The organism is Martelella mediterranea (assembly GCF_004342225.1).
GTDB lineage: Bacteria > Pseudomonadota > Alphaproteobacteria > Rhizobiales > Rhizobiaceae > Martelella > Martelella mediterranea_B.
Genome location: NZ_SMAR01000019.1, coordinates 31,262 through 45,374 on the forward strand (window position 1 = coordinate 31,262; position 14,113 = coordinate 45,374).

A 14,113-nucleotide genomic window follows, 5' to 3' on the forward strand; every position below is an offset into this window, starting at 1 on the left:
CCTCACTGTCGTGTATCAGATCGCTTCATACGCCACGCCCGGAATGCTCCGCAAGCGCTCCATTGAGGCGCACGGGGCAAAGCTGCAAGAGGCGTACAGGTTATGGCAAAGGGCGCTTGTGTAACAATTTCATCGCATTTATGTCATACTGAATTCAATACAAACTGAATCCTGAGTTTTCTTTAGAACTGATCGGAGAGACGCCAATGAAAATCGCGGTTATGGGCGGAGACGGATTTGTCGGTTGGCCGACATCCCTGCATCTTTCGGATGCCGGACACGATGTCCACATCATCGATAATCTTTCGCGCCGCTGGATCGATACCGAGCTTGGCGTTCAGTCGCTGACACCGATGGATTCCATCCAGGAACGTACACGTATCTGGCAGGCCGAAACCGGTCGCCGCATTCATTTTCATCTGATCGATCTGGCAAAGGATTACGAGATCCTGAAGCAGTGGCTGGCGGATGAGCGGCCGGATGCGATTATCCATTTCGCTGAACAGCGTGCAGCCCCCTACTCAATGAAGTCGGACCGGCACAAAAACTACACGGTCGATAACAACGTAAGTGCTACGCACAATCTGCTGAACGCAATCGTTGAAGTTGGCCTTGATTCTCACATCGTTCACCTCGGCACGATGGGTGTTTACGGTTATTCCACGGTTGGCGCTGCCATCCCGGAAGGGTACCTGCCAGTCGACATCACAGCGGTCACGGGCGAGAAGGTATCGCAGGAGATCCTGTACCCGGCCAATCCCGGCTCGATCTATCATATGACGAAGTGCCTCGATCAGCTTCTTTTTGCCTTTTATGCCAAGAATGACGGTTTGCGGATCACCGACCTGCATCAGGGCATTGTCTGGGGCACACATACAGAACAGACCAAGCGTCACCCGCAGCTTATCAACCGCTTCGATTATGATGGTGACTACGGCACAGTACTGAACCGCTTCCTTATACAGGCTGCAATCGGCTATCCGCTGACTGTCCATGGTGTTGGTGGCCAGACGCGTGCCTTTATTCACATTCAGGATTCTGTTCGGTGCATCGAGCTGGCGCTTAAAAACCCGCCGGAACGTAATTCGCGCGTCGAAATCTTCAATCAGATGACGGAAACCCACCGGGTCCGTGATCTGGCAAAAATGATTTCTGAAATGAGCGGAACTGAAATCGCCTGGTTGCCCAACCCACGCAAGGAAGCACCGGAAAACGAGCTGATCGTGAAAAACGACAAGTTCATCGCCCTCGGCCTCGACCCGATCACGCTGAAAGAAGGCCTTCTGGAAGAGATCGTGGAAATTGCCAAAAAGTATGCTTACCGCGTCGACCGCAGCCGTGTTCCGGCCGTTTCGGCCTGGACAAAGGATATCGCATCGACGATCAATCGCGATCCCGAAGGCAAATCACTGAAATCGGTTTCCTGAAAATATGGCTGAGATACAGAATGAAAGCCTTCGCCGCTCGGCGGAGGCAAACTCTCCTTTTGCGTTCGTCACGCTTGTCACCAACAATGACTATGCCATGGGCGCGCTGGCACTGGCGCGCTCCATCTTTCTGACCGGCACGCCTGCCGATGTTGTCGTGCTTTATACCGGTGGCACACCGGATGCTGCGCTGAAACCACTGGAAGAGATCGGTTGCCGGCTGATTGCCGCAGATCATCTTCCAACATCTGACGCATTCAACGCGCGCCATGCACGCAAGGAGATTCATGGCAACGCCCCGTTCACCAAGGGCCGCAAGCCGGAATTTCACACGCCGCTCGACAATTTCTGCAAGCTGCGCCTCTGGCAGCTGGTGGAATACAGCGCAACAGTCTTCATTGATGCTGATGCACTGGTCCTGCAGAATATCGATAAACTGTTTTTCTATCCGGAATTTTCAGCCGCCCCGAATGTTTATGAAACGATCGCGGACTTTCACCGGCTGAACTCCGGGGTTTTTGTCGCGCGGCCGTCAGAAGCAACATTCGAAGCGATGCTGGAAGCGCTGGACGCAACGGACGCCTTCTGGCGGCGCACCGACCAGACCTTTCTTCAGGCGTTTTTCCCGGACTGGCACGGCCTGCCGGTCTTCATGAATATGCTGCAATATGTCTGGTTCAACCTGCCGGAACTCTGGCGCTGGGATGAAATTGGCGTGCTGCACTACCAGTATGAAAAACCGTGGGAAGAAGAGAATCCACGCGCAGAGCAGTTGAAGCCCTTGATCGACCTTTGGTGGGCCTATTTCGATGGTGATGCCATTCCCGACGTAACAACGCTTGAGAACCCAGCCGAAGCAAAATGAAGCACGTCCTTGTGAGCGGCGGCACAGGTTTGGTCGGCCGTTATATTGTCGAAGAATGTCTGGCTGCCGGTTTCAGCGTCACCGTCGCAGGGCGCACACGTCCTGCGGAGGATCTGTTTTACAGCAAAGTCGGTTTCAGACCGCTGACACTTGATCCGGACCGCGATCAGACCGCGATTTTCGATGGCATCGATATTTTTGTCCACGCCGCTTTTCAGCATGTTTCAGGGCGCTATCGCGGTGGCGAAGGCGATGACCCGGAAGGCTTCATCCGGCAAAACCGCGATGGCACAATCGCTCTCTTCAGGGCCGCCAGACGTGCGGGTATCAATCGTGCCGTCTTTCTGTCCAGCCGCGCCGTCTATGATGGCTATCCAGCTGGCACGGAACTGTCCGAAAGCATGACGCCAGAGCCGGAAAGTCTTTATGGCAAAGTCAAATGGGAGGCCGAACAGGCCATCGCCGAACTTGCCGCGCCGGGCTTTGTCCCGACCAGCCTGCGTGCGACCGGCGTTTACGGCGACCTGTCGCCGAATAAGTGGCACGATCTGTTTGAGCGTTATATGAAAGGTGAACCGGTTGCAGCACGGGCTGGCAGCGAGGTGCACGGACGCGACCTTGCCCGAGCCGCTCTCACCGTCGCTGCCGCCCCTGTCTATAAGGTCAGCGGAAAAGCCTTCAACGTCTCGGACATCGTCACCGACACGCGCGCAATTTTATCGCCGCTGAAATCTGCTATCGCGGGGTCCCGCCCCCTGCCGGAACGGGGCGATCATGAAGGCGTCAGCGTAATGACCACCGCAAAGCTGAATGCTCTGGGGTGGCGCACCGGTGGCATTCCCCTCTTTGATGCGACACTTGAGGCATTGATTTCCGACTTCCTCGATCGCCGAAGCTAAAAGCTGGAACGTGATTATTGTGCAACCGGGCGACCGCCTTTTCCTTGAGAAGACGGCCTGAAACAACTAGATCTGATAGAAAGTTTCAAAAGCTCAGACTTTTGCTCACAAACCTATATGACCGACAGGATATTTTAATGAGCCGTTTTGATCTTGTGATTTTTGACTGTGATGGCGTTCTGGTCGATTCCGAAATTCTCGCAGCTCAGGTTGAAGCCAAGCTTCTGACCGACGCTGGCTATCCGATTACCGCAGGAGAGATTGGTGAACGCTTCGCTGGCCTGACCTGGCGCGATATTCTGCTGGCAGTCGAGCATGAGGCCTCTATTCCGTTGCAGGCCACGCTTCTGGACCAGTCTCACAGTATTCTTGATGAGCGGATCAAAAAAGAGCTCAAAGCGATTCCCGGTGCTGGTCAGGCCGTCGCCCAGGTGAGCGAACCGCGCTGCATCTGTTCGAACTCCAGTACCGGCCGCCTGAAAATGATGCTGACCAAAGTTGGCCTTTACGACCTATTCGCACCCAACATTTTCTCAGCTGAAGACCTTGGGCCGGATCGCGTGAAGCCCAAACCTGATATCTTCCTGCATGGTGCAGAACAAATGGGCGCCCAGCCGCAAAAGACCATTGTGATTGAGGATTCCGTACACGGTATCACCGGGGCGAAAGCTGCTGGCATGCGGGTGATCGGCTTTACCGGCGGATCACACACATATCCTTCCCATGCAGACCGCCTTATGGAAGCCGGTGCGGAAACAACCATCAACCGGATGGAAGACCTTCATGCCGTTTTGACCGCCCTGAATGAGTGGTCGGGACTGGTATAAGCTTTCATATAGGAAAAGCAGAAAACACGTAAGCGGCGGTCGATATGGCCGCCGCTTATGTTTTATTTCAGTCTTCGATGCCAACACGAATACGTGCAGTATCACTGACATTGAGCGGGACCGGCAGATTTACAGCCTTGAACAGAAACTGTGTCGTCAGACTATCCGGCGGAAGCGTCACCTGCTGATTGATCACCTTGTCGTAATAGACCTGAGAACCATTAACGACCTCAACCCGGATCGGAAGCGTCAAAGGACCGGCTTTTGCTTTGGGTCCACCGACAACACGCCCGGCAACAGCAATCTTGGCCTCAAGCTGATCACCTGAAGCCGCCGGCGCACAGGTTCGGGCATACTTAACCAGAGATGCCTGGTAAACCAGATTTGCCTGATCTGTGGAGCTGGACGGTGAGAAGACCTGCCGATACGCGTCCTCGTCATCGATAACGGCTGGCGGGCACAGACGCGCCAGAGCCGTCAGATTCATTCCCGGTGTTACCTTCAGTGCCTGACTGGCTTCCGGCTCAGGCGCGGCTTGATCCGACGCACAGCCAGCCAGTCCGAAAACCAGCAGAACTGCGGCAAGACGACGAGATTGGCGCATTGTCACGAGCATTCTTCCTTTTTTCTGCAGCGGCCTTCCCTGAAAATACGGCCTCGGCACTTTCACGAAAAGCTCAGAAATTTTAATCCTCAGAAGCGTTTAAGCAAATTAAAAGAAACAAGAAAAGCCTTTAGCTGCCAGCCTCGCGGGTATCGGGTCTTTTCAAGAGCTTTGGCTTTAGTCTATACCAGCGCCGACAGAAAATTTCGATTGCCTGAAACACGGTTTTCAAGCGCTGTTGCTGACAAGACCTGACATTTTTCAGGAGGCAGGCGGCAGGCGGCGCGCCAAACCCGCAGGCGCATCTGGTGGTGGCAAGCGCAAAAGGGGCTTTCCGTGGATTACATCTCAACGCGGGGCGACGCTCCGGTCCTGAATTTTTCCGACGCCCTTCTGGCCGGACTGGCCGCTGATGGCGGCCTTTACCTTCCGCGCGAATGGCCAGCATTGACGTTCGAAGACATCAGGGCACTGCGTGGAAAACCCTATCAGGAAATCGCCTTCGCCATCCTCAAGCCCTTTATTGGCGGGGAAATTGCCGATGACCGTCTTCGCGGCATGATCGATGATGCCTATGCAACCTTCCGCCACCAAGCAGTCGCCCCGGTTGTGCAGGCAGATTCGAATCGTTTCATTCTGGAGCTGTTTCATGGTTCCACACTGGCATTTAAAGATGTCGCAATGCAGCTTCTTGCCCGTCTGATGGATCACGTTCTGGCGGAGCGCGGCCAGCGCGCCACGATTGTCGGGGCGACTTCCGGCGACACTGGCGGTGCGGCAATCGACGCTTTTGCCGCAAGCACCCGAACCGACATGTTTATCCTGTTTCCGCATGGCAAGGTTTCGCCGGTTCAGCAGCGCCAGATGACGACCGTGGGCGCTGCAAACGTTCACGCACTTGCGATTGAGGGACACTTCGACGACTGTCAGAATCTGGTCAAAGCCATGTTTGCCGACACGAGCTTTCGCAACGAGGTGAAGCTTTCAGGCGTCAACTCGATCAACTGGGCGCGGATCATGGCGCAGGTGGTCTATTATTTCACCTCGGCGGTTTCGCTGGGTGCGCCTGATCGCGAAATCGACTTCACAGTCCCAACAGGGAATTTCGGTGACATTTTTGCAGGCTACGTCGCCAAAAAGATGGGACTACCGATTGGTCGACTGATCATTGCCACCAATGAAAACGACATTCTGGCACGAACGCTTGAAACCGGTCGCTATGAGATGCGCGGTGTGCAGGCCACGACGTCTCCTTCGATGGACATTCAGATTTCATCAAACTTCGAACGACTCCTGTTTGAAGCCAGCGCACGCGACAGCGAATATGTGCGCCGGGCGATGGCCGGCCTGAAGCAGTCGGGTGCTTTCGATATCGAATCTGAAACGCTTAAAACGATCCGCAAGAGCTTTGCCGCGGGACGAACGGATGAAGACGCCGTGGCCTCGGAAATCAAACGAACGCTCGAAGAAACAGGCCTTCTGATCGATCCACACACCGCCGTCGCGCACGCCGTTGCCCGTCAGCACGAGCGGAGCCAAGCCCCCATGGTCGTACTTTCAACAGCGCATCCGGCCAAGTTCCCGGCTGCGGTAAAATCGGCAAGTGGTATTGACCCGGCGCTTCCGGCATGGCTTGCTGGCCTGATGGACAAGGAGGAGCAATTCAGCGTCCTGTCCCCCGATCTGGATATGCTTGAGGCCTTTATTCGCGCCCAGCGCGGATCGGAAAGCTGATAAAAAGACGAAAGCAGGATCGCATGACCGTAGAGTTTACCCGGCTTGGTTCCGGGCTTACCGTTGTCACCCAGAACATGCCGCATATCGAAAGCGTCGCCATGGGAACATGGATCAAATCGGGCGCGCGGAATGAGTTGGAAAACGAACATGGTATTGCCCACCTGCTGGAACACATGGCCTTCAAAGGCACCAAACGGCGCTCAGCCCGCCAGATCGCGGAGGAAATCGAGAACGTCGGTGGTGAGGTCAATGCCGCGACATCGACCGAGACAACGTCGTATTATGCACGTGTTCTGAAGGATCACCTTCCGCTTGCCGTTGATATTCTCGCAGACATTCTGACCAACTCACAGTTCGATGAAGAAGAGCTGGCGCGGGAAAAGAATGTCATCATGCAGGAAATCGGTGCAGCCAGCGATATTCCCGATGATGTGGTGTTCGATAATTTTGCAGGTGCTGCCTATCGTGATCAGACGATCGGACGTCCGATTCTTGGAACGCCTGAAACGGTTATGGCGTTCAGCCCGAATGATATTCGCCGGTATCTGGCCCGCAACTATACGACCGACAGAATTTTCATCGTCGCAACCGGTGCTGTTGATCATGACGCCTTCGTTAAGATGATCGAGGAGAAATTTGCAGGCCTGCCGCAAAAGCCGGAAACACCGCCCCTGATGGAAGCAGCTGACTACACCGGCGGAGAAATGCGCGAAACAAGAACGCTGTCAGATGCTCAGGTGATCCTTGGCTTTGAAGGACCGGCCTATCACGCTCAGGATTTCTACTGTTCGCAGATTCTCGCCAATGTTCTGGGCGGCGGCATGTCATCGCGACTGTTTCAACAGGTCCGCGAGGTACGCGGGCTTTGCTATTCGGTTTACTCGTTTCACTGGGGTTTTTCTGATTCGGGGGTCTTCGCCGTTCACGCAGCAACCGGCGGCGAACAGCTGCCCGAACTGATTCCCGTGGTCATCGATGAGCTTCATCGTGCCGCAGACAGCGTAGACCAGGTGGAAATCGAGCGGGCGCGCGCTCAGATCCGCGCGCAACTCCTGATGGGCCAGGAAAGCGCGGCAGCCCGTGCCGGGCAGATTGCCCGCCAGATCATGCTTTGGGGCAGACCGATCCCCAATGAAGAAATGATGATGCGGATTGAGAACATCACGCCCAAACGCCTGACCGACCTGGCAGGCCGGACGTTTTACGACACGATGCCAACACTCTCAGCCATTGGTCCGCTGGAATATCTGGCACCGCTGGAAGACATTATCGAGAACCTTTCCTTTCACGAACACAAGTCTATAAAGGCTTTGTAAGTGCCGCAACTGACGAGGTTCTCCCGCTGTTGCGGTGGTCGGAGATACCTTGTGTGAAATTGTGGAGGGACGCCGGTGCTTAATGTTGTGCCTATGCCCGGCGCGTTGAAGCGTCGACGCTTTGCTCTCGAATCGGACGAACATATGCTTCGTCTGCCACGCATGTCGGACTTTGAGGACTGGCGTGCTTTGCGTATGCGCGGGCGTTCTTTTCTTCAGCCATGGGAACCGCTGTGGAGTGTCCACGACATGAGTGAGGCGGCATTTCGCAAAAGAGTGGCCCGCCTTAATCGCGAGTATGATTCCGGCACAAGTATCCAATTATTTATTTTTATGCGTAAGCCGGAAATGCTCGTTGGGGGCATAACCATCGGGCTTATAAGGCGCGGCGTGGCACAAATGTGCATGCTGGGTTACTGGATGGGTGAGGAATATGCCGGAAAAGGCCATATGTTTGCCGCACTTGGCCTTGTTATTCCTTTTGTATTCGATGAGTTGAGGTTGCACCGTATTGAAGCGGCCTGTATCCCTTCGAATGATCGCAGCGCATCGCTGCTGAGAAAAGCCGGTTTCACACAGGAGGGGCTGTTGCGCAAATATCTTCGCATAAACGGAGTCTGGCAGGATCATTATATATTCTCCCTGCTGCGCGAAGACTTTGACGCCAACACAAACTGAAAGCTGACAATGCGCCCAAGCCGCCTGCCCGACCGGATCGTCAAGATCGCTTTTCTGCCATTTATATTGATCGTCATGCTGCTGACTACGGCCTTGCCTACTTTCGCACTTGATCCGGTCGAAGTGTCACGAGACGATGTTGCCATCGACCTGACAAACAGCGTTGAAATCCATGAAGGTCAGGGCAACGCATTTCAAGTGTCGACAGTGCCGGACGCCAACGGAATCCGCCGCCGTATCGAGGTTCGTGCAACAGACAGTAACGGCCCCGGTGACTGGGCAGTCTTCTCGCTGGCCAATATATCTGATGAACAGTTGGAACGGGTGATCGTTGCGCCGCATTTCCGGCTTCCTGATTCAGGACTTTTCTGGCCCGATCTTGGCTCTGCTCGCATCGCCGCGATCACGCCAAGCGAAGGCTTTGCCCTGACACGTGAAAAAAATGCCGAGGCTGATGTTTTCTCGATCACGCTGAATCCCGGTGCCGTTGTCACCTTCGTTGCAGAACTGGAAAGCCCAACCCTGCCGCAGCTCTATCTCTGGCAACCGGATGCGTATAAAGACACTGAAAATGCCTTCACCCTCTACCACGGCGTCGTGCTTGGCATTGCCGGACTTCTGGCGGTTTTTCTGACAATCCTGTTCGTCGTGAAAGGCACCTCGGTATTGCCTGCGACAGCCATGCTCGCCTGGTCTGTTCTTCTTTATGTGGCAATAGATTTTGGCTTTCTGAATATGCTGATACCGCTTTCTGCCGGCGATCTCAGAATCTGGCGGGCAAGCGCGGATGTGGCCATCGCATTCAGTCTCGTGGTGTTTTTGTTTACATATCTCAACCTTTCGCGCTGGCATGTCCATCTGGGTTATGGCGCTGCGGTCTGGGGTGTTATCCTGATGGCACTGTTTGGTGTCGCAATTTTTGACCCGCCTGCAGCAGCCGGTATTGCGCGCCTTTCGGGAGCCCTGACCGTCGGGGCTGGCATTGCTCTGATCCTTTACCTCAGTTTCCGCCGTTACGACCGCGCGATCCTGTTAATGCCTGCATGGGCGTTGATTTCGGCCTGGCTGTTTGCAGCATGGATGACTGTCACCGGCCGAATAGACAATGATATTGTCCAGCCTGCGCTTGACGGCGGCCTCGTTCTGCTGGTTCTGCTTCTGGGGTTCACGGTTATCCAGCATGCCTTTGCCAGCGGTGGATATCAGACAGGCTTGTTTTCTGATCTTGAACGACAGGCACTGGCCCTTCTGGGGTCCGATGGCGTCGTATGGGACTGGGATGTCAGCCGTGACCGGATTATCACCGAGCCGGATTTTTCACCCAAGCTTGGCTTGTCAGGTGGCACATTAAACGGACCGGCACGTTCATGGCTGAATTACCTGCATCCCGGAGATCGTGACAGGTTCCGTTCAACGCTGGACATGTTTCTGGAGTGGAAGCGCGGCAAGCTCAAACTGGAGTTCAGAATTCGTGCCAGCGATGGGCACTATCACTGGATGCTGATCAAGGCACGCCCGGTGCTCAGCACAGATGGCGAAGTCATACGCTGCGTCGGCTCGCTGACAGACATGACCGACCGGAAGGTCAGTACCCAGCGCCTGCTTCAGGATGCAGTCATCGACAACCTGACCGGCCTTCCCAACCGCACTATCTTTGTTGACCGGCTGCAATCGCTGATCGGCCTGTCTGCGTTTGCCCCGGCCCTGCGCCCCACCCTTATCATTGCTGATATTGACCGCTATGCAGACATCAACAACACGCTTGGTTTCGCTGCGGGCGACAATATTCTGATTGCGCTGACCCGACGCATTCAGCGACTGCTGCGCCCGGAAGATACACTTTCCAGACTTTCCGGAAACAGTTTCGCAATCGTTCTCCTGTCCCAGACAGATCCGGAAGACATTGCCGAATTCACAGAAGCACTTGCTTCAGCCATCGCAGTTCCGGTGAGTTTCGATAACAGGGAAATTGTTCTCACCGCTTCAATCGGCATCGCATCCTGGCACGATGAACAGGAAACCGCCGACGCACTGATTGAAGATGCTCGCCTTGCTATGCACCGCGTAAAACGGGCCGGTGGCGGCTCTGTAGAAACCTATCGTCCGTCTTTCAGAATGCTTCTGGATGAGCGTGAGCAGGTTCAGGCTGATCTCACACGGGCAATTGATCGTAAGGAAATGTCGGTCCTCTATCGACCAGTGATCAGGGTAAACGGGCTCTCCATCACCGGTTTTCAATGCATGCTGAACTGGAAACACCCGCAGCGCGGTGAAATCAGTTCGGCTGAGATTTTTGAAATGAGCGAGGAGAATGGCACGGCACCGGAACTTGTTCTTTATACGGTGCGTCAGGCCGCCAAAGATCTCTCAGTCTGGCAGCAGGCTATGCCGAAAGCCAAACCTTTCGTCATTATCGAGCTTGCCTGCGCCGAGATGCTGAGGACCAGCACATTGATTGAGCTGGAAAACATAGTGCGCCAGTCCGAGATCGCACCACGTCAGATCGTGTTCGCGCTTCCGGAAAATGTTGCTCTCGAAGCACCGGAGCAGGCAAGGCTTGCCCTTCAGCACTTGCGCTCAATCGGAACAGGCCTGTCACTGACACGGTTTGGCGATGGGCATGGCTCACTGACATTGCTGAACCGATTTCATTTTGACTCGGCCTTCATCGATATTTCTTTGTTCAGGCAGCATCAGGAAGAACAGGCGGGGCTTTTGCAGACCTTCGCAGCACTGGCAGATAAACTCGGCGTTGATGTTGGCGTCAGCAATGTCACCACGGAAGCCGACACAACGCTGCTTGCGCAGTCCGGATGCACATTTGCGACCGGCCCTCTCTACGGCACCTCCGCAGACTCAACTGCCGTTCAGCGCTTGTTGCGCGATGAACTCGGCCGGGACAAAGGCTGAGCATCAGGCGTTGGACATACGCGATATGCCATGTGGCGCCCTGACGGGCGACCACCACTTTATCCGGCGTTCGCCGAATGCTCAGAAGATCACGACAGAACCGCGCTTATACGGAAACACCTTCGACATTATGAGGGTGACCACTCGTCAGAAGTGTCAGCATAAAATCGATTTTCCCGACGATTGGCGGCGTCAGCACAAACGGATAAAAGTCGCGCTGCCCCATGCTGCGATGGATGGAATTCATTGCCAGTGTGAGAGGCACCCAGGCCTTTGCCAGGCGTTTAGCGCTGGAACAGGCATAAGGATCTCCAAGCGGGCTGTCCTCATTGCCATCGACGGATAAGCCAAACGCCCTTGCTGTCTCCAGCGTATCAACGATATGCAGCGTATGGGCAAATGTCTCGGCAAAATCTTCCCAGGGGTGCGTCGACGCATAGGCACTGACGAAGTTTTTCTCCCAGCCATCCACCGGACCATTCCGGTAGTGCTGTTCAAGTGCCTCTCCATAATCTTCACGATCATCCCCGAAAACAGCGCGGCAGGTATCTAACCGCCCCGCATCCCGAACCATCAGGTTCCAGATGTAATGTCCCACTTCATGCCGGAAATGCCCGAGTAGTGTCCTGTAAGGTTCATTCATTTCGGTGCGGGCGATCTCACGGGTAACATCATCAGCCTCAGCCGCCCGCAGCGAAATAACCCCTTCCTGATGGCCGGTCATGGCAGGCGTGACGTTTCCATTCCCGTCGACCTCATCTTCCAGAAAGTCGAAAACGAGCCCACCATCCGGCATTTCCGAAAGACCGGGCGGGGCAATGTTCCACCGCAAAAGCGAATAGAAAAAATGCCGTTCGGCGACACCGATGCGCCGGAAACGCTCCTGCCCCCTGTCGGTGGAAATATCTGGCACAAGACGGTTATACCGGCAGGCGGGACAAAAACTGTCCCCGCTATTTGCTGACACAAGCCAGTTGCAGCCCTGCAGCTCGGCATTGGCGCAGAAGTAAAACCGTTGCGTGGGGTCTGTAGTTTTATGGCATGCGCCATTACCCTCAACTTCAAGGGCAATCAGCGACGTTGTCCCGGGATCAAAGCCAAGTCGGTGACCGCAAGATACACATGTTCCGTTTTCAAAATATACGGTCTGACCGCAATGGTCGCATTCGAAGAGCTTCATATCGACCTCTGCTGCATGTCTGCTTTTATTTGACGATAGGAGTTCTGCGTTTCGTTCGGCAGGACAGTCAGGCGTGCCCGGCACTGGAAGACAGAAGAGAGGGCTGGACCCCCATGGTCAGAAGCGCCCGCTCATATTTACTTTCAAGTGCCCGGTCAAAAACCAGATCATCGTTTGAGGGACATGTCAGCCAGTCGTTATTCAGCACTTCGGCTTCCAGTTGTCCCGGTGCCCATCCGGCATAGCCCAGTAACAGGATTGCCTTTTGCGGCCCCGTTCCCGCCGCGACAGACTTCAGCACATCCAGAGTGCCGGTCATGTAGAGTTCGTCACTGATGGGCATGGACGTCTCGCAGGCATAATCATCGGAATGGAGAACAAATCCGCGTCCGGGCTCCACCGGCCCGCCACACAGGACCGGAAAATCGGCCAGTGAGGGCGACTGAAGCGGCTCTGTATCTTCGCCCACCAGTTTAAGCTGCTTCAGAACTTCGGGGAAGGTAACCTGCTGGGTTCGATTGATCACAAAGCCCATTGCGCCTTCATCAGAGTGGGCACAGATATAAACGACGCTGCGCTCAAACGTACTATCAGACAGTTGCGGCATTGCGATCAGGAACTGGCCATCAAAAGGGCCGCGCTCGCGATCAGCTTTGAAATTTTCCAGCACACGGGCCTCCTTTCGCAAGTTGGCACCAGATCATGAGCCAACAGCATCGCCTATATCTGAAGATGGGGCAAGCTCACACCGCATTCAACTCAATTTGTCTTTAACCGGATTGCAAACCGGTGGCGCCGACAAGAAAGGCAGAGTAAAAACCATTTCATGAAAGAAACGCACCTGAAACACAGTTTTCGCGCAGCTCTCGTGATTTTCGCCACGCTCGTTTCATCGCATGTATTCGCAGCGGTTACCGACTGGGCAGAGGACACGGGCGGACGAATGCGGCTCATTGTGACCGCCCCGGACGAAGACGGGACGATCCGTGGTGCGCTTCAGGTTGAGCCTGCCCCCGGTTTCATCACCTATTGGCGTGAGCCCGGTGAAAGTGGCATCCCGCCGCATATCAGCGTTTCAGGAAGCGATGATGTCCGCCTTTCCAGGATGCGATATCCGACACCTGAACGTATGGAAATCGCCGGCGGCTACGATATGGGCTATGATCAACCGGTAACATTTCCGCTGACCTTTTCAGCAAAGGCCGGCAGATTACCAGATATGAGCGTTTCGGCATTTATCGGGCTCTGCAAGAATATCTGCATTCCGTTTCAGGCCTCTTTCAACATTCCCCCGGAGGCTGGAGCCTATAAAACCTCTCCGGTCGAGACCGCCATTCTGGCCGTGGCCGAAACCAGGCTTCCCGAAAATCCGTCATCAGACTTCGATGTGAAAAGCGCCAGGCTTTCCGAAGAAGGCATCGCGCTTTCGCTAAACCTCCCAAACGGAAATGGAAAACCTGAAATCATTATCGCAAGCTCGAAAGGCTTCGTGATTGCGGCGCCGGATGGCGCGTGGAAGGACCATGTTTACGCGGTGGCAATCCCGGCATCTCAGATTCCAGAAGGCGCAACAGGAACAGACGCAGAATGGTCAGTGCTTGTGAAGTCCGGTGGACGTGCCATGGAAACACTGCTTGTTTTTGACACAAGGCAAAACTAAAACGCTTAGA

11 protein-coding genes and 1 pseudogene are annotated in these 14,113 nt (G+C 54.8%); 9 read left to right on the forward strand and 3 right to left on the reverse strand.

Annotated features, from left to right (window positions below; translation table 11 throughout):
- Nucleotides 1–206: 206 nt before the first annotated feature.
- From EDC90_RS12700 to EDC90_RS12715, 4 genes and pseudogenes are all read left to right on the forward strand, one after another.
- Nucleotides 207–1,427, forward strand: coding sequence for an NAD-dependent epimerase/dehydratase family protein (locus EDC90_RS12700; protein ID WP_132312157.1), 1,221 nt, complete (start codon nucleotides 207–209; stop codon nucleotides 1,425–1,427).
- Between the two features lie 4 nt (nucleotides 1,428–1,431).
- Nucleotides 1,432–2,292 (forward strand): glycosyltransferase, encoded by an 861-nt coding sequence (locus tag EDC90_RS12705; protein ID WP_132312159.1) that lies wholly within the window; start codon nucleotides 1,432–1,434, stop codon nucleotides 2,290–2,292.
- Nucleotides 2,289–3,205 (forward strand): annotated as a pseudogene (locus tag EDC90_RS12710) (NAD-dependent epimerase/dehydratase family protein). Before EDC90_RS12705 ends, EDC90_RS12710 begins: the two are co-directional and overlap by 4 nt.
- Before the next feature lie 123 nt (nucleotides 3,206–3,328).
- Entirely contained in the window at nucleotides 3,329–4,018 is a 690-nt protein-coding gene (locus EDC90_RS12715) for an HAD family hydrolase (RefSeq protein WP_132312163.1), read from the forward strand.
- 67 nt (nucleotides 4,019–4,085) lie between these two features.
- Here EDC90_RS12715 and EDC90_RS12720 read toward each other — a convergent pair whose 3' ends face one another.
- Nucleotides 4,086–4,628 carry a hypothetical protein gene (locus EDC90_RS12720; protein WP_132312165.1) on the reverse strand — a complete coding sequence of 181 codons (543 nt, stop codon included), beginning with the start codon at nucleotides 4,626–4,628 and terminating at the stop codon, nucleotides 4,086–4,088.
- Nucleotides 4,629–4,958: 330 nt separating this feature from the next.
- On the opposite strand from EDC90_RS12720, the gene thrC reads away from it, so the two are divergent.
- The 4 genes from thrC to EDC90_RS12740 all read left to right on the forward strand — a co-directional run bounded on the left by thrC (nucleotide 4,959) and on the right by EDC90_RS12740 (nucleotide 11,263).
- Nucleotides 4,959–6,356 carry a threonine synthase gene (thrC, locus tag EDC90_RS12725; protein ID WP_132312167.1) on the forward strand — a complete coding sequence of 466 codons (1,398 nt, stop codon included), beginning with the start codon at nucleotides 4,959–4,961 and terminating at the stop codon, nucleotides 6,354–6,356.
- 23 nt (nucleotides 6,357–6,379) lie between these two features.
- Entirely contained in the window at nucleotides 6,380–7,675 is a 1,296-nt protein-coding gene (locus EDC90_RS12730) for a M16 family metallopeptidase (RefSeq protein ID WP_132312169.1), read from the forward strand.
- Nucleotides 7,676–7,768: 93 nt separating this feature from the next.
- Nucleotides 7,769–8,353 carry a GNAT family N-acetyltransferase gene (locus EDC90_RS12735; RefSeq protein ID WP_132312171.1) on the forward strand — a complete coding sequence of 195 codons (585 nt, stop codon included), beginning with the start codon at nucleotides 7,769–7,771 and terminating at the stop codon, nucleotides 8,351–8,353.
- Between the two features lie 9 nt (nucleotides 8,354–8,362).
- Nucleotides 8,363–11,263, forward strand: a complete 2,901-nt coding sequence (locus EDC90_RS12740) for an EAL domain-containing protein (RefSeq protein WP_132312173.1) — start codon at nucleotides 8,363–8,365, stop codon at nucleotides 11,261–11,263.
- Between the two features lie 106 nt (nucleotides 11,264–11,369).
- Here EDC90_RS12740 and EDC90_RS12745 read toward each other — a convergent pair whose 3' ends face one another.
- Both EDC90_RS12745 and EDC90_RS12750 read right to left on the reverse strand, forming a co-directional pair.
- Nucleotides 11,370–12,443 (reverse strand): zinc-binding metallopeptidase family protein, encoded by a 1,074-nt coding sequence (locus EDC90_RS12745; RefSeq protein ID WP_132312175.1) that lies wholly within the window; start codon nucleotides 12,441–12,443, stop codon nucleotides 11,370–11,372.
- Between the two features lie 67 nt (nucleotides 12,444–12,510).
- Complete coding sequence (locus EDC90_RS12750; protein ID WP_245511048.1) at nucleotides 12,511–13,050, reverse strand: YqgE/AlgH family protein; 540 nt, start codon at nucleotides 13,048–13,050, stop codon at nucleotides 12,511–12,513.
- 219 nt (nucleotides 13,051–13,269) lie between these two features.
- On the opposite strand from EDC90_RS12750, the gene EDC90_RS12755 reads away from it, so the two are divergent.
- Entirely contained in the window at nucleotides 13,270–14,103 is an 834-nt protein-coding gene (locus EDC90_RS12755; RefSeq protein ID WP_132312179.1) for a protein-disulfide reductase DsbD domain-containing protein, read from the forward strand.
- Nucleotides 14,104–14,113: the final 10 nt, after the last annotated feature.